General features: G+C 61.9%; 20 protein-coding genes, 1 tRNA gene and 2 riboswitches. Of the genes, 13 read left to right on the forward strand and 8 right to left on the reverse strand.

Annotated elements, in window-relative coordinates; all coding sequences use genetic code 11:
* Positions 1-65 precede the first annotated feature (65 nt).
* Positions 66-770 (forward strand): SDR family oxidoreductase, encoded by a 705-nt coding sequence (locus tag AC0KW6_RS11215; RefSeq protein ID WP_474034918.1) that lies wholly within the window; start codon positions 66-68, stop codon positions 768-770.
* Complete coding sequence (locus AC0KW6_RS11220; protein WP_323775688.1) at positions 760-1,014, forward strand: DUF6552 family protein; 255 nt, start codon at positions 760-762, stop codon at positions 1,012-1,014. The genes AC0KW6_RS11215 and AC0KW6_RS11220 overlap by 11 nt, the downstream gene beginning before the upstream one ends.
* A gap of 6 nt (positions 1,015-1,020) precedes the next feature.
* Here AC0KW6_RS11220 and AC0KW6_RS11225 read toward each other — a convergent pair whose 3' ends face one another.
* Positions 1,021-1,956: a DMT family transporter gene (locus AC0KW6_RS11225; protein ID WP_323775689.1), complete on the reverse strand. Its 936-nt coding sequence runs from the start codon at positions 1,954-1,956 to the stop codon at positions 1,021-1,023.
* Between the two features lie 94 nt (positions 1,957-2,050).
* Here AC0KW6_RS11225 and AC0KW6_RS11230 point away from each other — a divergent pair, with 94 nt between their 5' ends.
* On the forward strand, positions 2,051-3,553 hold the full coding sequence (locus AC0KW6_RS11230) for a malonate--CoA ligase (protein ID WP_474034919.1): 1,503 nt from the start codon (positions 2,051-2,053) through the stop codon (positions 3,551-3,553).
* A gap of 88 nt (positions 3,554-3,641) precedes the next feature.
* Here the strand turns inward: AC0KW6_RS11230 and AC0KW6_RS11235 are convergent, their stop codons facing one another.
* A complete protein-coding gene (locus AC0KW6_RS11235; protein WP_323775691.1) occupies positions 3,642-4,280 on the reverse strand; it encodes a cation efflux transmembrane domain-containing protein in 639 nt (212 codons plus the stop codon).
* 72 nt (positions 4,281-4,352) lie between these two features.
* Here AC0KW6_RS11235 and AC0KW6_RS11240 point away from each other — a divergent pair, with 72 nt between their 5' ends.
* Complete coding sequence (locus AC0KW6_RS11240) at positions 4,353-4,769, forward strand: MerR family transcriptional regulator (RefSeq protein ID WP_323775692.1); 417 nt, start codon at positions 4,353-4,355, stop codon at positions 4,767-4,769.
* A 43-nt stretch (positions 4,770-4,812) separates the two neighbouring features.
* On the opposite strand, the gene aroC is transcribed toward AC0KW6_RS11240, so the two are convergent.
* Complete coding sequence (aroC, locus tag AC0KW6_RS11245; protein ID WP_474034920.1) at positions 4,813-5,913, reverse strand: chorismate synthase; 1,101 nt, start codon at positions 5,911-5,913, stop codon at positions 4,813-4,815.
* Positions 5,914-6,220: 307 nt separating this feature from the next.
* Positions 6,221-6,312, forward strand: a riboswitch (TPP riboswitch).
* Positions 6,313-6,344: 32 nt separating this feature from the next.
* On the opposite strand from aroC, the gene thiB reads away from it, so the two are divergent.
* Genes thiB through AC0KW6_RS11260 form a run of 3 tightly spaced genes read left to right on the forward strand, consistent with a single transcriptional unit; the run spans position 6,345 to position 9,533 of the window.
* Complete coding sequence (gene thiB, locus AC0KW6_RS11250; protein ID WP_474034921.1) at positions 6,345-7,322, forward strand: thiamine ABC transporter substrate binding subunit; 978 nt, start codon at positions 6,345-6,347, stop codon at positions 7,320-7,322.
* Positions 7,298-8,854, forward strand: a complete 1,557-nt coding sequence (locus AC0KW6_RS11255) for a thiamine/thiamine pyrophosphate ABC transporter permease ThiP (protein WP_323775695.1) — start codon at positions 7,298-7,300, stop codon at positions 8,852-8,854. The genes thiB and AC0KW6_RS11255 overlap by 25 nt, the downstream gene beginning before the upstream one ends.
* On the forward strand, positions 8,841-9,533 hold the full coding sequence (locus AC0KW6_RS11260) for a thiamine ABC transporter ATP-binding protein (protein ID WP_323775696.1): 693 nt from the start codon (positions 8,841-8,843) through the stop codon (positions 9,531-9,533). The genes AC0KW6_RS11255 and AC0KW6_RS11260 overlap by 14 nt, the downstream gene beginning before the upstream one ends.
* Here AC0KW6_RS11260 and AC0KW6_RS11265 read toward each other — a convergent pair.
* Together AC0KW6_RS11265 and AC0KW6_RS11270 are read right to left on the reverse strand one after the other, a co-directional pair.
* Positions 9,530-9,967 (reverse strand): 6,7-dimethyl-8-ribityllumazine synthase, encoded by a 438-nt coding sequence (locus tag AC0KW6_RS11265; RefSeq protein WP_323775697.1) that lies wholly within the window; start codon positions 9,965-9,967, stop codon positions 9,530-9,532. The two genes, AC0KW6_RS11260 and AC0KW6_RS11265, sit on opposite strands and share 4 nt — an antisense overlap.
* A 78-nt stretch (positions 9,968-10,045) precedes the next feature.
* Positions 10,046-10,195, reverse strand: a riboswitch (FMN riboswitch).
* 50 nt (positions 10,196-10,245) lie between these two features.
* Entirely contained in the window at positions 10,246-10,542 is a 297-nt protein-coding gene (locus tag AC0KW6_RS11270; RefSeq protein ID WP_323775698.1) for an antibiotic biosynthesis monooxygenase family protein, read from the reverse strand.
* A 114-nt stretch (positions 10,543-10,656) separates the two neighbouring features.
* On the opposite strand from AC0KW6_RS11270, the gene AC0KW6_RS11275 reads away from it, so the two are divergent.
* The 5 genes from AC0KW6_RS11275 to AC0KW6_RS11295 all read left to right on the forward strand — a co-directional run bounded on the left by AC0KW6_RS11275 (position 10,657) and on the right by AC0KW6_RS11295 (position 14,947).
* A complete protein-coding gene (locus tag AC0KW6_RS11275; protein ID WP_323775699.1) occupies positions 10,657-11,259 on the forward strand; it encodes a glutathione S-transferase in 603 nt (200 codons plus the stop codon).
* Between the two features lie 212 nt (positions 11,260-11,471).
* On the forward strand, positions 11,472-12,032 hold the full coding sequence (petA, locus tag AC0KW6_RS11280; protein ID WP_323775700.1) for a ubiquinol-cytochrome c reductase iron-sulfur subunit: 561 nt from the start codon (positions 11,472-11,474) through the stop codon (positions 12,030-12,032).
* Between the two features lie 12 nt (positions 12,033-12,044).
* Positions 12,045-13,379 (forward strand): cytochrome b, encoded by a 1,335-nt coding sequence (gene petB / locus AC0KW6_RS11285; RefSeq protein ID WP_323775701.1) that lies wholly within the window; start codon positions 12,045-12,047, stop codon positions 13,377-13,379.
* 19 nt (positions 13,380-13,398) lie between these two features.
* Positions 13,399-14,187 carry a cytochrome c1 gene (locus AC0KW6_RS11290; protein ID WP_323775702.1) on the forward strand — a complete coding sequence of 263 codons (789 nt, stop codon included), beginning with the start codon at positions 13,399-13,401 and terminating at the stop codon, positions 14,185-14,187.
* Positions 14,188-14,386: 199 nt separating this feature from the next.
* Positions 14,387-14,947 (forward strand): hypothetical protein, encoded by a 561-nt coding sequence (locus AC0KW6_RS11295; RefSeq protein WP_474034922.1) that lies wholly within the window; start codon positions 14,387-14,389, stop codon positions 14,945-14,947.
* A gap of 8 nt (positions 14,948-14,955) precedes the next feature.
* Here AC0KW6_RS11295 and mtaB read toward each other — a convergent pair whose 3' ends face one another.
* Positions 14,956-16,218 carry a tRNA (N(6)-L-threonylcarbamoyladenosine(37)-C(2))-methylthiotransferase MtaB gene (gene mtaB, locus AC0KW6_RS11300; RefSeq protein ID WP_323784351.1) on the reverse strand — a complete coding sequence of 421 codons (1,263 nt, stop codon included), beginning with the start codon at positions 16,216-16,218 and terminating at the stop codon, positions 14,956-14,958.
* On the reverse strand, positions 16,215-17,057 hold the full coding sequence (gene dapF / locus AC0KW6_RS11305; protein ID WP_323784353.1) for a diaminopimelate epimerase: 843 nt from the start codon (positions 17,055-17,057) through the stop codon (positions 16,215-16,217). Before dapF ends, mtaB begins: the two co-directional genes overlap by 4 nt.
* Before the next feature lie 187 nt (positions 17,058-17,244).
* Here dapF and AC0KW6_RS11310 point away from each other — a divergent pair.
* Positions 17,245-17,320, forward strand: a tRNA-Lys gene (locus AC0KW6_RS11310).
* A gap of 646 nt (positions 17,321-17,966) precedes the next feature.
* Here AC0KW6_RS11310 and AC0KW6_RS11315 read toward each other — a convergent pair.
* A partial coding sequence (locus AC0KW6_RS11315) for a transposase (RefSeq protein ID WP_474034923.1) occupies positions 17,967-18,219 on the reverse strand: 253 nt, incomplete at its 5' end.

The raw sequence follows: 18,219 nt of genomic DNA on the forward strand, positions 1-18,219 counted from the left end.
CGCGCGATGAGACATGATTGGTCAAGCGCGCCGTCAACCTCCATCTTGAGAACAAGCAAAGGAGTATGGATATGACCAAAGTTGCTCTCTTCACCGCCGCAGGCAGCGGCATGGGCGCCGAGGCTGCCCGCCATCTGCACGAACAGGGGTATGAGGTTGCCATTCTCTCCTCCTCAGGCAAGGGCGAGGCCCTGGCTCAGGAACTGGGCGGGGTGGGGCATAGCGGCTCTAACATAAAGCAAAAGGATCTGCAGGCGCTGGTGGACAAGGCGATGGACCGCTGGGGACGGATCGACGTTCTGGTCAATTCCGCAGGTCACGGGCCCAAGGGCGACATTATGGAAATCAGCGATGACGACTGGCATCTGGGGATGGAATACTACCTGATGAACGTGATCCGCCCGGCCCGGCTGGTGGCCCCGATCATGGCAGCGCAGGGGAAAGGCTCGATCATCAATATCTCGACGTTTGCGGCGTTTGAGCCGGATCCGCTGTTCCCCACGTCCGGCGTGTTCCGGGCCGGGCTGGCGAGCTTTGCCAAGCTTTTTGCGGACAAATTCGCGGCCCGGGGCGTGCGGATGAACAACGTGCTGCCGGGTTTCATCGACAGCCTGCCTGAAACCGAGGACCGCAAAGCCCGCATTCCTATGGGCCGTTACGGCACCTCGCGTGAGATTTCTGCGCTGATTGCTTATCTGGCCTCGGAAGAAGCCGCTTATACAACTGGCCAGAACATCCGCGTCGACGGGGGGCTGACCCGTGCAGTCTGACGCTCAGGCTTTGCCAAAAGCAACCACACTCAACCCGGCATTTGTTCTGAAATGGGCCGCGTCCATCGTGCAGATCCTCGGATACTCTGCCACCGCATGGGGCTTGCATCCCTGGAATATCTATCTGTTCCTGGCTGGACTCACAGGCTGGTTCCTGGTTGGCGTGCTATGGAACGACCGGGCGATCATGCTGATCCACATTGTGGCTCTTGGCGCGATGATTTCCGGTATCTGGTCCAGTTAGAGCTTGTTATCCGCCCTTGGGGTCGATCATTGGCTTGGCCTTGCCGCGTTGCAGGCCCAGCCGGTGCTCGCGCCAGATCACCAGAACATTGCCGGCAATGACCAGCGCTGCGCCGGCCAGCATCACCAGCGTCGGCCACTCGTCGAACCAGATATAGCCGATGATAATTGCAAAGATCATCGAGGCGTAGTCATAAGGCGCCAGCATCGAGGCCGGGGCAAAGCGGTAGGAGGAGGTGACCAGGATCTGGGCCACCCCGCCAACCAGCCCGGCACTGACCAGCAACGCGGCCGTATTCGGATCGGGCATCACCCAGCCGAAAGGCGCGGTCAGCAGCGCCAGCCCGGAGGCGGTCAGCGAGAAGTAGAACACGATTGCTGCGGTGTGCTCGAACTGCACCATCCGGCGGATGTGGATCTGCACGAAGCCTCGGGCGACAGTGGCGCCGACCACCAGCAGCACGCCCAGCATGGCGCCATTCTCTAGATCGCCGCCCAGCCGCGGCCAGATCATGATCAGCACGCCAAGCAGGCCAATCGCAACGGCGCTGATCCGCACCAGCCGGATGGTTTCTCCCAGGAACAGCGCGGCCAGGATCAGGGTGAAAATCGGGGTGGCATAGCCGATGGCGGTGACCTCCGGCAACGGCAGCAGCGCCAGCCCCATGAAGGTCATCCCCATCGCCGAGGTTCCGACCAGCCCGCGCCACACGTGATACATAGGCTTTTTTGTGATCAGCCCGTGCCGCAGCTCGCCGCGCGCGGCGAGCCAGGCAACAATTACCGGAATCGCGAAGAAGGAGCGAAAGAACACCGCCTCCCCTGCCGGCACAGTTTCGGATGTTGCCTTGATGATCCCCGACAGAGCGGTGAACAGCGCAATCGCTGCCACTTTCAGCAGGATCGCCAGCATAGGCCGATGCGATGTTAAGGAGTTTACCATGGCGCGACCCTGCTCCCAAGCGCCGTAAAGATCAATGGCTTGATTTCGGACGGGGAGAAGGCGCAAATGGCGCCGGTTTAGACGGGAGCCGCCAATGTATGATGCCAATCACCTGATCCGCTTGCTGCGCCAGTCGTCGCTGGGGCGCGACGATCATGTTTTTGCCCGGCAGCCGGATGGCGGCATGGTCACTTTCGGGGCGCTGTTTGCTGGTGCAGAGCGGATGGCGGCGGCATTGGCGGCGCAGGGCGTTCGGCCCGGGGACCGGGTGGCAGTGCAGGTGCAGAAAACCATTCAAGCGATCGAACTGTACCTCGGCACCGTCATGGCCGGCGGCATCTTCCTGCCTTTGAACACAGCCTACACCGGGCCTGAGGTGGCCTATTTCGTGGGCGACGCAACGCCGCGCGTCATGGTCTGCGATCCCACGCGGCTGAAGGAGATCTGCACTATCTGCGGGGCGTCGCAGGTTCTGACGCTGGATGCGGCGGGGCAGGGATCCTTGCGCGATCTGGCGGATGGGCAGCCCGGGTTTGACCCCGTTGCCCGCGAGCCGGATGATTTGGCAGCGATCCTCTACACCTCCGGCACTACTGGCCGCTCCAAAGGCGCGATGCTGAGCCATGAAAACCTGGCGTCCAACTCGCTGACCCTGAGGGATTATTGGAGGTTCACCAAGGAAGACGTGCTGATTCACGCCTTGCCGATTTTCCACACTCACGGGCTGTTTGTGGCGACCAATGTGGCGCTGTTTGCGGGGGCCCAAGTGGTGTTCCTGCCTATGTTCGATGCCGATGCGATCCTGCAGGCAATGCCCGCCGCCACGGCGCTGATGGGGGTGCCGACCTTTTACACCCGCTTGCTGGCGGATGACCGCCTCACGCAGGAGCGGGCCGCAAACATGCGCCTGTTCATTTCCGGATCCGCGCCCTTGCTGGTGGACACCCACGAGCAATGGGAGGCCCGCACCGGCCACCGCATTCTGGAACGCTACGGAATGACCGAAACCAATATGAGCACCTCAAACCCCTATGACGGAGAGCGCAGGGCCGGCACCGTTGGTTTCCCGCTGCCGGGGGTCGAGGCGCGGGTGATGCAGGACGAGGCAGAGGTGCAAGCCGGAGAGATCGGCGTGCTGGAGGTGCGCGGGCCGAATGTGTTCCAGGGTTACTGGCAGATGCCGGAGAAAACGGCAGAGGAACTGCAGTCGGACGGCTGGTTCATCACCGGTGACATGGCGAAGATTGATGCCGAAGGCTATGTCACCATTGTCGGGCGCGAGAAGGATCTGATCATCACCGGCGGGTTCAACGTTTACCCGAAAGAGGTCGAGAGCCTGATCGACGGCCTGCCCGGCGTGCTGGAAAGCGCGGTGATCGGCGTGCCGCATCCCGATTTCGGCGAGGGTGTGGTGGCCGTGGTGGTCCCTGACGGTGACGGCACAAGCGCCGAAGCGATCAAGGCGGCGCTTTCCGGCCAACTGGCCAAGTTCAAGCAGCCCAAGGAGATCATCCTGCTGGACGCGCTGCCGCGCAACACCATGGGCAAGGTGCAGAAGAAAGCCCTGCGCGAAGAGTACGCAGGGCTTTTCTGCTAATTTTCACCGACCCGGGCCGTCGGCCCGGGCAGCGCCCGTCCGCCCCCACGGGCGGGCGCTTCGCTTCCGCCCGCGGACGGTCTCTGCCCTAGTGCTGATGCGCTTCTGCGTGCGCCTCTTCCTCGCGCCATTCCCGCACCGCCTGCACCAGGATCTGGAAGGCAGAGCTCAGGAACAGCCCGCCCATGATCCCGGCCACGATCAGGTCCGGCCAGCCAGTCGCCGTGCCCCAGACCCCCAGCGCCGCAATCATCACCGCGACATTGCCGATCGCATCATTGCGTGAACACAGCCAGACCGAGCGCACATTGGCGTCGCCGTCCTTGTAGCGCGCCAGTAACATCACCGAAATCAAGTTCGCCGCCAGCGCCATAAATCCGATAACACCCATGATTTGGGCTTGCGGAACACCGACATAGAACACCTGATACACCGTGGACCCGAACACCCAGGCCCCCATCAGCAACAGGCTGACCCCCTTGCCCAGTGCCGCCAGCGCCCGGGTGCGCAGGGATGCCCCGATCACCGCCAGCGAAATGCCATAAGTCAGCGCGTCGCCCAGGAAATCCAGCGCGTCTGCTTTCAGTGCCTGGCTGCCGGACAGCTGGCCAGCCCCCATTTCCACCGCGAACATCCCGGCGTTGATGGCGATCACCAGCCATAGCCTGCGTTTGTAGTCCGCGGAAACCCCGTCAAATTTTGCCTCATGATTGCAGCAGCCTGCCATTTCACTTGTCCTCAATTCTGATTCGGGATCAACCTAAGGGCTCTAGTCACTAGAGCTTCAAGAGGATCTGCGATGTTTTCTATCGGCCAGCTGTCCAAGGCCACCGGCGTGAAGGTGCCCACCATCCGCTACTACGAGGAAATAAGCCTGCTGCCACCGCCGGGCCGCAATGCCGGCAATCAGCGGCGTTACGGGCAGGACGGGATGGATGCGCTGGGGTTCATCAAGCACGCCCGCGACCTTGGGTTTTCACTGGAGGATATCAAGCTGCTGATGGGGCTGGACGGCCAGCTGGGGGACGACTGCGCCGCGGCAGACCGCATCGCCCGCAGCCAGCTTGCCAATATCCGCGACCGCATCCGCCAACTGGAACAGCTGGCCTCGGAGCTGGAGCGGATCAGCCACCTCTGCGACGGCGGCAACGGTGGCTGCTGCAAGGTGCTGACCGCGCTCGGCGATCACAGCCAATGCGCCACAGATCACGACTAGCCTGCGCAGGCATGCGGGCATTCAGTCTGATTAGCGCCTGTTTTCAGCCGATATGGCCCTGATTCTCGCCAATCTGACCGCGGTGCAGCAGCAGGTGGTCCAGGATCACGCAAGCCATCATCGCCTCGGCCACCGGCACCGCGCGGATGCCGACGCAGGGGTCGTGACGGCCCTTGGTGATGACTTCCACAACCGAGCCATCCTTGCGGATCGACTGGCGCGGGGTCAGGATCGAAGACGTCGGCTTCACCGCAAAGCGCACAATCACGTCCTGTCCGGTAGAAATCCCGCCCAGAATGCCGCCGGCGTGGTTGGAGGAATACTCAGGACCGGTTTCCCCCATAAAGATCTCATCGGCGTTTTCCGAACCCTTGAGCCGGGCGGCATTCATGCCTTCGCCGATCTCCACGCCCTTCACCGCGTTAATCGACATCATTGCAGCCGCCAAGTCGGTGTCGAGCTTGCCATAAACCGGTGCGCCGATGCCGGCAGGGACACCCCGGGCGACAACCTCAACCACCGCGCCAACCGAGTCATGCGCCTTGCGAAGGGCCTGCAGATAGTCTTCCCACTCCTGCACCGCACCCGCGTCGGGGATCCAGAAATCATTCTGTTCGATCGCGTCCCAGTCGAACCGGCTGCGATCGATTTCCAGCTCACCCATCCGGGTCATGTAACCCTTGATCTCCATCCCCGGTGCCAGCGCCTTGATTGCTTCACGTGCAACACCGCCGGCCGCAACCCGCGCCGCGGTTTCGCGCGCCGAAGACCGCCCGCCGCCGCGGTAGTCGCGGTTGCCGTATTTCTGGAAATACGTGATGTCGGCATGGCCCGGACGGAAGGTCTGGGAAATTTCACCGTAGTCCTTGGACCGCTGGTCGGTGTTTTCGATCATCAGCTGGATCGGCGTGCCAGTGGACATGCCATCGAACACGCCGGACAAGATCTTTACCGTATCCGGTTCATTCCGCTGGGTGGTGTTCTTGTTCTGGCCGGGACGGCGTTTGTCGAGCCACTGCTGCAGCACCTCCGGTTTCAGCGGGACATTCGGCGGACAGCCGTCCACGGTGGCGCCAAGCGCAGGCCCGTGACTTTCGCCCCAGGTGGTGACACGGAAGAGGTGTCCAAAGCTGTTCATCGACATGAAGCGCGGTCTCCTTTGCGGGACGTGCTTACCTGTCCAGGCGCAACGCCTCAAGGGGCATCCGTTGCCGCAGCGGCGCTGCCTGTCAGTAGGCGCCCGCGAACACCCCTTGCAAACAAGGCCGCGCACAGGCTCAAGGGTTAACAGGGCAGAAAGGACAGAGAGTTACACCAAATGTTTCGCGCGCGAAACATTTGGTCAGTAATAATGACCTATTATTGGGGTGCCGCAGGGCAGTCCGGATGCCCTGAACACCAAGGCCAGACGGGCCTTCTGCTTGTCTTTCCTTGCACTGAACTTTAAGGTCCGCGAGACCTCGGGGTGCGCGGCAGCGCTGAGATGACACCCGTTGAACCTGAACCGGATCACACCGGCGGAGGGAAGGTACTGGACAGCCTCCATCCTTGCCCAAAGCCGCAAAGGAGGATGGCATGAAACATCTTGCATTTGCAGCGGGACTGCTTGGTGCCTCGGCAGCCATTGCCGAAACGCCCGAACTCACCGTTTATACCTACGACAGCTTTGTCTCCGACTGGGGCCCCGGCCCGGCAGTCGAAAAGGCGTTCGAAGAGGTCTGCGGCTGCGATTTGAAGCTGGTCGGCGCGGGGGACGGCGCCGCACTTTTGGCGCGGGTGAAGCTGGAAGGTGAACGGTCCGACGCCGATGTGGTGCTGGGGCTCGACACCAACCTGACCGCCGCAGCCAAGGAAACCGGCTTGTTTGCCGAGCACGCAGTCGGTGCCGATTTCGCGCTGCCGGTCGAATGGAACGATGCGGTCTTTGTGCCTTATGACTGGGGCTATTTCGCCTTTGTCCACAACGCCGGCGCAGCTGCACCGGCAGACTTCAAAGCCTTGGCCGCCAGCAACAAAAAAATCGTCATACAGGACCCGCGCTCTTCAACCCCCGGTCTGGGTTTGCTCATGTGGGTCAAGGCAGCTTATGGCGACGAGGCGCCGGAAATCTGGATGGGCCTGTCAGACAACATCGTGACCGTAACCAAGGGCTGGTCCGAGGCCTATGGAATGTTCCTGGAAGGCGAGGCCGATATGGTGCTCTCCTACACCACCTCGCCCGCCTATCACCTGATTGCCGAGGAAGACGGCTCCAAATCGGCAGCCGCTTTCAATGAAGGCCATTACATGCAGGTCGAAGTTGCGGGCAAGCTGGCAAACAGCGATCAGCCTGAGCTGGCCGATCAGTTCCTGGCCTTCATGGTGTCCGACGCCTTTCAGTCGGTCATTCCGACCACCAACTGGATGTATCCTGCAGTGACACCGGCAGCGGGCCTGCCAGAGGGTTTTGAGACGCTGATCGTGCCGGAGAAATCACTGCTGCTGAGCGAGACTGAAGCGGCGGAATTGCGGGATGCGGCGCTGGGCGAATGGCTGGACGCGCTCAGCCAGTAAGCGGCTTTCCTGGAATCAGCGCGGCACTGCTTGTCGTCGCGCTGATCTTGGGAACCTTGGGTGCTGTGGCACTCAGGGCCGAGGCCGGAACCGGATTGGGTGCCAGCGACTGGGCGGCGTTGCGGTTCACGCTCACTCAGGCCAGCCTGTCGGCGCTGCTGAGCGTCGGTCTGGCGGTTCCCGTGGCCCGCGCACTGGCGCGGCGGCGGTTTCCGGGGCGGGCTCTGCTGATTGCCCTGCTCGGCGCCCCCTTCATCCTGCCAGTGATCGTCGCCATTCTGGGTCTGCTGGCGGTGTTTGGCCGGGCTGGCTGGCTGAGCAGCTTTTTCGGCCTGATCGGGCTGGAGCCGGTGCAAATTTACGGTCTGCACGGGGTGGTCCTGGCGCATGTCTTCTTCAACCTGCCGCTGGCCACACGGCTGATCTTGCAAGGCTGGCAGGAAATACCGGCTGAACGCTTCCGTTTGGCGGCGCAATTGAAGGCCGGGCCGCTGGCGATGTGGCGGCTGTTGGAGGGGCCGATGCTGCGCCGGGTGGCGCCGGGTGCTTTGGCTGTCGTTTTTGCCATCTGCCTTTCCAGCTTCGCGGTTGCGCTGACCCTTGGCGGCGGCCCCAGGGCGACCACAATCGAGCTCGCGATCTACCAAGCATTCCGATTTGATTTCGATCTGGGCCGCGCCGCGCTTTTGTCTGGGGTGCAGTTGCTGCTGACCGGCGCTGCGGCACTGGCGGCGCTGCGGGTGTCGGCAGGCGAAGGTTTCGGCGCCGGCCTTGACCGCGCGGTGCGGCGCTGGGACGGGCAGGGGGCTGCGGCGCGCGGTCTTGACGCCGCCTGGATCGCTCTTTCAGCCGGTTTCCTGTTGCTGCCGCTGGCAGCGATTGTGCTGTCTGGACTGCCCGGTCTTGCTGATTTGAACAGCACGGTATGGCGGGCCGCGGGAAATTCCATCCTGGTGGCTGCAATCAGCACAGTGATCCTTTTGGCGTTGGCTTTGCCAATGGCGGCTGCCGCTGCGGCCGGCCGGAACAGCCTGACCGAATTGTCGGGCATACTTGGCCTTGCGGCTTCCCCTTTGGTGATCGGTACCGGGCTGTTCATTCTGATCTACCCGGTTGCAGACCCCTTTGCCCTGGCGCTGCCGGTCACCGCATTGGTCAATGCGGTGATGGCGCTGCCTTTTGCCATGCGTATCCTGGTCCCGCGGGCGCGGGAGGTGCTGGGCCGCTATGGCCGGTTGTCGCTGTCGCTGGATATGCAGGGCTGGGCCTTTGTGCGCCGGGTCTATCTGCCCCGGATGCGCGCACAAACCGGATTTGCCGCGGGTTTGGCCGCAGCACTGTCGATGGGGGATCTGGGTGTGGTGGCGTTGTTTGCCGATCCAGATTTCGCCACTCTGCCCTTGCAAATCTACCGGCTGATGGGGGCATACCGGATGGACGCGGCGGCAGGGGCGGCGCTCCTCTTGCTGGTGCTCTCGATGGGGGCGTTCTGGATTTTGGACCGCGGAGGGCGCTGGCATGCTGAAGTTTGAGAATTGCCGTATTATGAACGGCGGCTATGCGGTGGAGGCGGACCTGGAGATTGCGCCGGGCGCCTGCGTCGCGGTGATCGGGCCTTCGGGTGCCGGGAAGTCCACGCTGGTGGAGGCGGTGGCAGGCTTCCTGCCCGTCATCCGCGGGTGCATTTCCTGGAACGGCTCGGACCTGACCAGCAAGGCGCCTGGCAAGCGGCCGGTGGCCATGCTGTTTCAGGACGGCAATCTGTTTCCGCATCTGACCGTGGCGCAGAACGTCGGCCTGGGGCTGCATGCGAACCTGCGGCTCAATCAGGCGGAGTGGCAAAAGATTGACGCCGCGCTGATCCGGGTTGGCCTTGGCGGCATGGGACCCCGAAAACCCGCGGCACTGTCCGGAGGGCAGCAAAGCCGGGTGGCCCTGGCGCGGGTGCTCGTGCAGGGCCGCGATATTTTGCTGCTGGATGAACCTTTTGCAGCGCTTGGCCCGGCTTTGAAGGCCGGGATGCTGGATCTGGTGGCAGCGCTCGCGCGCGAAAGCGGCGCCACCGTGATGATGGTCAGCCATGAACCGAATGATGCCCGCCGCATTGCCGATCAGGTGGTGCTGGTCGCGGAAGGCAAGGCCCATCCCCCGCAGCCGACGGCGGAGCTGCTGGACAACCCGCCGCCGGCTCTGAAGGCCTATTTGGGCTAGGCGGCCCGCGCGGCCCGGCGCGTTTCGGTGATCATCAGCGCCGCCCGCGCCGCCTCGCGGCCCTTCTCCACGAAATGGGCGCGGTAGATCGCCATGTGGTGATCCGTCTCCTGGAAGTGATGCGGCGTCAGCGACACCGACAGCACAGGCACGCCGGTGTCCATGCCAGCGCGCATCAGCCCGTCAACCACGGCCTGCGCCACGAAGTCGTGCCGGTAGATGCCGCCGTCGACCACCAGTGCGGCGCAGGCCACGGCGGCGTATTTGCCGGTTTTGGCCAGCTCCTGCGCCAGCAGCGGCATTTCGAAGGCACCGGGCACATCGAAGACATCTATCTGATCCGCCGGAATCAGCTGCTGAAACCCTTCCAGAGCACGGTCCACAATATCGGCGTGCCATTGCGCCTTGATGAAGGCATAGCGGGTGTGTGTCATATCGTAATCTCCATAGGTTCTGACACGTCACCCAAGGCGATCACGAACAGACGGGCGCACGCCTGGCGCCGCCCTTCTGCACGTTCTCTTCCATCCGGACTGTGACCGTCGGCTCTGGAATTGCACCAGATCTGCTGACACTTCCGGTTTCTGGAAGCCGCTCGCGGGCTTACGGGGCTTGGCCCGCTTACCGCCGGTGGGGAATTCCGCCCCGCCCTGAGAACGGCGAGACTTTGCCAAGCGGAAAAGATTCCTGCAAGCGGGAATTGCAGGCAGGGTCAGGTTTCCACTAGATCATAGTGTTTTATAGTCCGCGACTCGACCAGTTCAGCCTCCGCGGGGTCGATGTGCGGACTGGTGTAATCCTCGCCGGCAAAGGCCTTGAGCGATGCCAGATCCTTCCACACCATCACAAAGCTGAACTCCCGCGGGGTCTCAGACCGCGGTGCACCGGGGAGGACGGAAACGATGCCATCGGTCCCTTTCATCAGGGGGATGGCGGTTTCATGGAAAAACTTACTGAACTCGGCTTCCTTGCCGGGCCGGGTGACAACCTGGAATACCCGCATGATCATTTGGGGTCCCTCCCTTTACTGGTTCCGCCTGCCCAGCATAGCACAGAGCGGTATTTGGCCCTTCCCCTCGGCTCGGCTTGCAGTAGTCTGCGGTCAAACAACGGAGGATTTTTCATGAAGCTTACATATTCACCGGCATCGCCCTTTGCCCGCAAGGTTCTGGTGCTGCTGCATGAAACCGGGCAGTTGGATGATATTGAAATTCAAGATGTCACAACCACCCCTCTCAACCCCAGCCCGGAAGTGAAGGCCAGCAATCCCCTGGCCAAGATTCCGGCGCTGGAGCGCAAGGACGGGCCGGCACTGTATGACAGCCGGGTGATCTGCGCCTATCTGGACGACCGGGCCGGCGGCAAGCTCTATGGCGGCGGCTGGGACAGCAAGGTGCTGGAAGCCACCGCCGACGGGATCATGGATGCGGCGGTACTGATGTCTTATGAAAAGCGGTTGCGCCCCGAAGACAAGCAATGGGATGGCTGGATTGATGCGCAGCGCAGTAAGGTTCTGGGCGGCTGCGCGGCGCTGAATGCACGCTGGATGAGCCACCTGCAGGGGCCGCTTGATATTGGCCAGATCGCGGTTGCCTGTGCGCTGGGCTATGTGGACTACCGTCATCCGGATGCGGGCTGGCGTCAGGGCAACGAGGCGTTGGCAGGCTGGCTTGCAGGGTTCGAATCGCGGCCCTCGATGCAAGCGACAAAACCACCGGCCGCCTGAGGCCGGCCCTTGAAACCGGACAGTGCCGCACCGATATGGGTGCGGCACTGTCACACAAGCGTAACAGAAATGACCTCTTGGGGCTTTCTGCGCGCCTATGACCGCTGGACGAATGCCCTTCTCCCCGCTAGACACGCGCCTGAGTCACTGCGAGCAATCGCAGTGCATGCGCATGTTTGCCCTAAACGGGCGCTGGAATTGGAGAAAACCTCGTGTCCCACGCAGAAGACCACGAAGGAACCCGGAGAGATTTCCTCTACTACGCCACTGCCGGCGCCGGGGCAGTGACCGCGGGTGCCGCCGTATGGCCCCTGGTCAACCAGATGAACCCCTCCGCCGACGTGAAAGCGCTGTCCTCGATCCTGGTCGATGTCAGCGGCGTGGAAGTTGGCACGCAGATCTCGGTCATGTTCCTGGGCAAGCCGGTGTTTATCCGCCGCCGCACCCAGGAAGAGATCGAGGCAGCCCGTGCCGTGGAGCTGTCCGAGTTGATCGACCCGCGGTCGGAAAACCCGAACAAGCCGGGCACCGACGCGGCTGACACCAACCGGACCATGGACGAGGCCGGCGAATGGCTGGTGATGATGGGTGTTTGCACCCACCTGGGCTGTGTGCCGCTGGGCGATGGCGCTGGGGATTTCCAGGGCTGGTTCTGCCCCTGCCACGGTTCGCACTACGACACCGCAGGCCGCATCCGCAAAGGCCCGGCGCCTGAGAACCTGCATGTGCCGGTGGCTGAGTTCACCGACGCCAACACCATCAAGCTGGGATAAGGAAACGCGCTCATGTCCGGTATTCCGCACGACCATTACGAGCCGAAGACAGGCGCAGAGAAGTGGCTGCATAGCCGCCTGCCCATCGTCGGTCTCCTCTACGACACAATCATGATCCCCACCCCCAAGAACCTGAACTGGTGGTGGATCTGGGGCATCGTCCTAGCCTTCTGCCTGGCGCTGCAAATTGTTACCGGCATCGTCCTGGTGATGCATTACACGCCGCACGCCGATTTGGCCTTTGCGTCAATCGAGCACATCATGCGCGACGTGAACGGCGGCCATATGCTGCGTTATCTGCATATGAACGGTGCCTCGCTGTTCTTTGTTGCTGTCTACATCCATATCTTCCGCGGTCTGTTCTACGGCTCCTACAAGGCGCCCCGCGAGATCACATGGATTGTCGGCATGCTGATCTATCTGATGATGATGGGCACCGCCTTCATGGGCTACGTGCTGCCTTGGGGGCAGATGTCCTTCTGGGGCGCCACCGTGATCACCGGCCTGTTCGGCGCGATCCCCTTCATCGGCGAGCCGATCCAGACCTGGCTGCTGGGCGGACCGGCGGTGGACAACGCCACGCTGAACCGCTTCTTCTCTCTGCACTACCTGCTGCCCTTCGTGATTGCAGCGCTGGTGATCGTGCACATCTGGGCCTTCCATACCACCGGCAACAACAACCCCACGGGTGTTGATGTCCGCAAAGGGTCCAAAGCCGAAGCCGAGAAAGACACCCTGCCGTTCTGGCCCTACTTCGTGATCAAGGATTTCCTGGGTCTGGCCGTGGTGCTGGTGATCTTCTGGGCCATCGTTGGCTTCATGCCGAACTATCTGGGCCACCCGGACAACTACATCGAAGCCAACCCGCTGGTGACACCTGCGCACATCGTTCCGGAATGGTACTTCCTGCCGTTCTACGCGATCCTGCGGGCCTTCACCTCGGAAGTGTGGGTGGTGCAGTTTGCCTCCTTCGTGACCGGCGGCATTGTCGACGCCAAGTTCTTTGGTGTTCTGGCGATGTTCGGTGCGATTGCCGTGATGGCGCTGGTGCCCTGGCTGGACACCTCGCGCGTCCGTTCGGGCCGTTACCGTCCGATGTTCAAATGGTGGTTTGCGCTGCTGGTCGTCGACTTCTTTGCCCTGATGTGGCTGGGTGCGATGCCGGCGGAAGAACCCTATGCGTCGTTCTCGCTGATCGCATCAGCCTATTGGTTCGGCTACTTCCTGGTGATCCTGCCGCTGCTTGGTGTGATCGAAAAACCGACGGCTCAGCCTGCCACCATCGAAGAGGATTTCGACGCCCACTACGGCAAAAAATCTTCTGCTGAAGCCACTCCTGCCGAGTAAGAAGAAGGAACACCTGACAATGTTCAAGAAACTGGCAACCGGTGCCGCCTTCGCTCTGGCCATGATCCCTGCTGCGTCATACGCAGCAGGCGGCGGCGAGCAGCACATCACCGACTACTCCTTCTCGTTTGAGGGCCCGTTCGGAACCTATGACCGCAACCAGCTGCAGCGCGGCCTGCAGATTTATACCGAGGTTTGCGCAGCCTGCCACGGGCTGAAGCTGGTGCCGCTGCGCACCCTGGGCGACGAGGGCGGCCCGCAGCTGCCGGAAGACCAGGTGCGGGCCTACGCGGCTGACAACTTCAGCGTTTATGATGCGGAACTGGACGAGGACCGCCCGGCCAAGCCGGTCGACCACTTCCCGGAGAACAACAACGCCGGCGCCCCGGACCTCAGCATGATGGCCAAGGCGCGTGCGGGTTTTCACGGCCCCTACGGCTCGGGTCTGAACCAGCTGTTCAAGGGCATGGGCGGCGCCGAGTACATCGCCTCGCTGCTGGCCGGTTACACCGGCGAAAGCAAGGAAGAAGCGGGCACCACCTTCTATCAGAACACTGCCTTCCCGGGCGGCTGGATCTCAATGGCGCCGCCGCTGTCGGATGAGCAGGTGGAGTTTGCGGACGGCCATGCCAATGATGTAGATGCCATGGCGCAAGACGTCGCGGCCTTCCTGATGTGGACTGCCGAACCCAAGATGATGGCACGCAAGCAGGCTGGCTTTGTCGGCGTGCTGTTCCTGACCGTCCTGTCGGTTCTGCTGTACCTGACCAACAAGAAGCTGTGGGCGCCGCACAAGGGCAAAGATTGACCTTTGTCTGACTGACATTAAGATACATCAAACCCCCGCAAGCCTGCTTGCGGGGGTTTTTCGTTTGTGAGCAGGGGCGCTGCCCCTCCGCACCTCGCAGCGCATTCACTCCGGAGTATTTCCGGCCAGAAAGAAACAGAAAGCCCCGGGGTACTTGACGGAACCGGCTGCTGGCTAAGCAAGTTTGAGAAATGAGCCGGTGAAGACAGTCACAAAAAGAACACGTGCTGCAGGGCTTTGGATAGCGCTGCTGACTGGCGTCAACTATCTGTTCCACGCTTTCGGTTTTGTCCTGATCGATTGGAACAGCCTTTTTGCCGCTCCTTCTGGCTGTGCCGCGGTCCGTCCCGGGCTGGCCGGTTGCCAGATTGGGCAGCAACAAGCCGCCGCCCTGTTTGAGCTGATCTTGGGTATGGCAGTGTTGCTGTTTCTATCGGTTGCGCTGGTGGTTTTTTTGCTGTTGCGCGATGCGTACTGGCTGGTGCGCTTTGGCAAAGATCGAAAGGCGCTGAGCGGAATGGCAGTAGCGGCATTAACTCTGTTCCCGGCAGCCATAGGGCACACTTTATGGAGCTATCTAACCGCAGGCGCGGCAGCATTTGCCGGAACGCGCGTGGCAGGGCTGCCCGGGTTGGTCGTGTTAGGTATGCTAACATTCATGCTGGTTGCTATACTGACGCCATGCGTATTCTATGTCTTGGAACCAAGGACAATGAAAGCAGCAATGAATAACCGCCTACGTCAGCGCCAGGGCAGTTAGAAACGGTATCAGGCCATAAGTTGGGTGCCTGCCACCCCGGTAATTTGCGTGGTGACAATGCTGCCCTCCACCTGCGCCGCAGTGAAGTTCACTTCTGTAAATTGTTCTGTGCGGCCCATATGCGGGTTTTCCATCAGGATGAGGTGGGTCCGGCCGATCTGTTCAGCCAAGTGGCGGGCGACCTGGGCGTCGCCAGCCGCGCGCAGCCGGGCGGCGCGCTCCTTGATGACTGTGCCGTTCACCTTGTTGGGGATCCTAGCGGCCGGGGTGCCTTCCCGCTTGGAATAGGGGAAGACGTGCAGCCAGGTGAGATCGCAGTCGGTGACCAGCTTCAGCGAGTTTTCGAAATGGGCGTCTGTCTCGGTCGGGAAGCCGGCGATGATATCCGCCCCGAAAGTCATTTCGGGACGCAGGCGGCGGGCTTCCTCGCAAAATGCGATGGCATCGTCGCGGAGATGGCGGCGGGCCATGCGTTTCAGGATCAGGTCATCGCCATGCTGCAAGGACAGGTGCAGATGCGGCATCAGCCGCGGTTCGGTGGCAATGGCCTGCATCAGATTGTTATCCGCTTCGATCGAATCGATCGAGGAGATGCGCAGCCGCCGCAGGTCCGGCACCAGCTTCAGAATCCGCATCACCAGATCGCCCAGGCGCGGCTGCGCCGGCAGGTCGGCGCCCCAGGAGGTGAGGTCCACGCCCGTCAGCACCACTTCGTTATAGCCTTTGTCCACCAGCCGTTTGATCTGGTCGATCACCACACCGGCGGGGACGGAGCGGGAATTGCCGCGGCCAAAGGGGATGATGCAGAAGGTGCAGCGGTGGTCGCAGCCGTTCTGGACCTGCACATAAGCGCGCGAGCGGGTGCCGAAACCGTCGATCAGGTGGCCTGCGGTTTCAGTCACTGACATGATGTCGTCGACCTGCACCTTTTCCGTGGCGCCGATGAAGTCCGGGCCTTTGGCGATTTCGTCCCAAGTCCCGGCCTGCATTTTTTCGGTGTTGCCGATGACGCGAGTGACCTCCTCCATCGCGGCAAAGGTTTCCGGTTCGGTCTGGGCGGCACATCCGGTCACGATGATCGGCGCTTCGGGGTTTTCGCGGCGCAGTTTGCGGATTTCCTGACGCGCCTTGCGCACCGCTTCGGCCGTGACCGCGCAGGTGTTCACCACCACGGCGTCCTTCAGACCCGCCTGCTGGCTCAGCTCCTTCATCGCCTCGGTCTCATAGGCATTGAGGCGGCAGCCCAGCGTGGTGAACTTGGGCGCGCTCATACCAGACTCTCCAGGAACTGACGCGTGAACGTGCCGTCAAAGACATGCATGGTCGCTCCCGTCATCCAGACGCCATCCTCGGCCCAGTCGATCCACAGGCTGCCGCCATCAAGGTCGATCTGCACCTTGCGCCCGGTCAGCCCGCGCCGGGCGGCCGCAACGGCTGTGGCGCAGGAGGACGACCCAGAGGCCAGCGTCACGCCCACGCCGCGCTCCCACACCCGCATGCGGATGCGGTCCGCGCCGGTCACCTGGGCGACCTGCACGTTGGTTCGTTGCGGGTAAAGCGGATGGTGTTCGTAGCGGGGGCCGAATTCATCCAGCGGGATCAGCTCGGCATCTTCGACAAAAAATGTGCAATGCGGGTTGCCCATGCCGGTGGCGGTCGGGCCGCCTTCAATCGGCAGTTCCAGCGTGTCCGCTTCCTCGGCCAGCGGAATGTCCTGCCAATCAAGCTGCGGCTTTCCCATATTGACCGAAGTAAGGCCATTGCCGGCGTCGCGGGCATAAAGGTCGCCGCGGTCCGTGGTCAGATGCAGCCCGGGCTTGCCGCTTTCCAGGATCAGGTGGCGCGCCACGCAGCGGGTGGCATTGCCGCAGGCTCCGGAGGTGGAGCCATCGGCATTGTAGAAGGTCAGATGGGCATCCCCCGGACCGTTCGAAATCACGGCCAGCTGATCGAACCCGACGCCGAACTGGCGGTGGGCTATTCCCTTGGCCATAGCCGGAGAGATGGCAATGTCCTTCGCGCGCGCGTCGACTACAACGAAATCGTTGCCCAGCCCGTGCATCTTCATGAAGGGGAGAGAGGTATCTGCTTGGGTGCTCATTCCGGGCATATAGACCTGTGCCGCAGATGAATCCAGCCTTCAGCGGGAAAAGTTAAAAAAAGGGGTTGACCCCCCGCCGCACTGGCCCTAGATACGCCGCCTATCGGGACAGCAAGACACAGGCTGCCAGGCAGTTCCGAAGCGAAATAAGTGCTTGATCCTTTTGGGGAAAACACTTAGACAGCGACGAAGAAGTGGGCCGTTAGCTCAGTTGGTAGAGCAACTGACTTTTAATCAGTGGGTCGCAGGTTCGAATCCTGCACGGCTCACCACTTCCTTCCATTAGATACCTCCTTCCAAGGGTTTATCGCCATCTTTGGCGAACCCCTCGGAGAGGTTCGCCACATCCTTCTTGCCATTCGGTCGTGCAATCAGCTTTTCCATGGCGGAGTCTGCCAATCCCTCGCGGCCTGCTGCCTCGGTATAGAGCTGGACAAGAGCTAGGAGTCACAGACGCGATGTCGTGGGTAGTTGCGCGCGCCTCAGCTAGGCGGCGGGCACAAGCCTTGCGCAGCCCATGAGAACTGCAAGCAGGCAAACCAGCCTCGTCGCACCAGCGGCGCATTGCGTTTCCCAGACCAGCAGCAGCCCGCACCTTGCCAGATTCTGTGGCCAGGAAGGGCCGATCATCCGGCAATGTGGGCAACAGCTCGGCCAGGTCAGCGTGGACCGGGATGCTTACTTTGATTCCACCGGAACGTGCCGTCTTCTGACGTCGGTACTCAATGCGGCCGTCCTTCAGGTTCCAAGGGCCAAGCTGCACCGCGTCAACGCGCGCAGTTCCGGTGTAAAGCATCAAGGTAACAGCCCGATGGGCCAGCGTGCCCGGCTTGTGCACCTCGAAGAAACGGGCAATTTCACTCTCTTCCCAAGAGTGAAAACCGGTTCCCGCATTGCGGTCAGCCCTAGGGTCAGGATTCATAACCAGAAGATGACGGTTGCAGCGAGGGCGATGGCTGAGAGGAAGACTTTCGGACAGCGGTCATAGCGGGTTGCCACGCGCCGCCAGTCCTTCAGCCTTCCGAACATGATCTCGATGCGATTTCGCCGCTTATACCGGCGCTTGTCGAATTTGACCGGGATCTTGCGTTGCTTTCGGCCGGGGATACAGGCGCGTATCCCTTTGTCTTGTAACGCCTCTCGGAACCAGTCGGCGTCATAGCCTCGGTCC

The organism is Leisingera sp. SA215, assembly GCF_055902035.1.

Excerpts from the sequence above, each read along its gene's own strand:
- AC0KW6_RS11215 (WP_474034918.1), top strand. The coding sequence starts at position 66 with ATGGATATGACCAAAGTTGCTCTCTTCACCGCCGCAGGCAGCGGCATG.
- AC0KW6_RS11225 (WP_323775689.1), bottom strand. The coding sequence starts at position 1,956 with ATGGTAAACTCCTTAACATCGCATCGGCCTATGCTGGCGATCCTGCTG.
- AC0KW6_RS11230 (WP_474034919.1), top strand. The coding sequence starts at position 2,051 with ATGTATGATGCCAATCACCTGATCCGCTTGCTGCGCCAGTCGTCGCTG.
- AC0KW6_RS11235 (WP_323775691.1), bottom strand. The coding sequence starts at position 4,280 with ATGGCAGGCTGCTGCAATCATGAGGCAAAATTTGACGGGGTTTCCGCG.
- AC0KW6_RS11240 (WP_323775692.1), top strand. The coding sequence starts at position 4,353 with ATGTTTTCTATCGGCCAGCTGTCCAAGGCCACCGGCGTGAAGGTGCCC.
- aroC (WP_474034920.1), bottom strand. The coding sequence starts at position 5,913 with ATGTCGATGAACAGCTTTGGACACCTCTTCCGTGTCACCACCTGGGGC.
- thiB (WP_474034921.1), top strand. The coding sequence starts at position 6,345 with ATGAAACATCTTGCATTTGCAGCGGGACTGCTTGGTGCCTCGGCAGCC.
- AC0KW6_RS11255 (WP_323775695.1), top strand. The coding sequence starts at position 7,298 with ATGGCTGGACGCGCTCAGCCAGTAAGCGGCTTTCCTGGAATCAGCGCG.
- AC0KW6_RS11260 (WP_323775696.1), top strand. The coding sequence starts at position 8,841 with ATGCTGAAGTTTGAGAATTGCCGTATTATGAACGGCGGCTATGCGGTG.
- AC0KW6_RS11265 (WP_323775697.1), bottom strand. The coding sequence starts at position 9,967 with ATGACACACACCCGCTATGCCTTCATCAAGGCGCAATGGCACGCCGAT.
- AC0KW6_RS11270 (WP_323775698.1), bottom strand. The coding sequence starts at position 10,542 with ATGATCATGCGGGTATTCCAGGTTGTCACCCGGCCCGGCAAGGAAGCC.
- AC0KW6_RS11275 (WP_323775699.1), top strand. The coding sequence starts at position 10,657 with ATGAAGCTTACATATTCACCGGCATCGCCCTTTGCCCGCAAGGTTCTG.
- petB (WP_323775701.1), top strand. The coding sequence starts at position 12,045 with ATGTCCGGTATTCCGCACGACCATTACGAGCCGAAGACAGGCGCAGAG.
- AC0KW6_RS11290 (WP_323775702.1), top strand. The coding sequence starts at position 13,399 with ATGTTCAAGAAACTGGCAACCGGTGCCGCCTTCGCTCTGGCCATGATC.
- mtaB (WP_323784351.1), bottom strand. The coding sequence starts at position 16,218 with ATGAGCGCGCCCAAGTTCACCACGCTGGGCTGCCGCCTCAATGCCTAT.
- dapF (WP_323784353.1), bottom strand. The coding sequence starts at position 17,057 with ATGCCCGGAATGAGCACCCAAGCAGATACCTCTCTCCCCTTCATGAAG.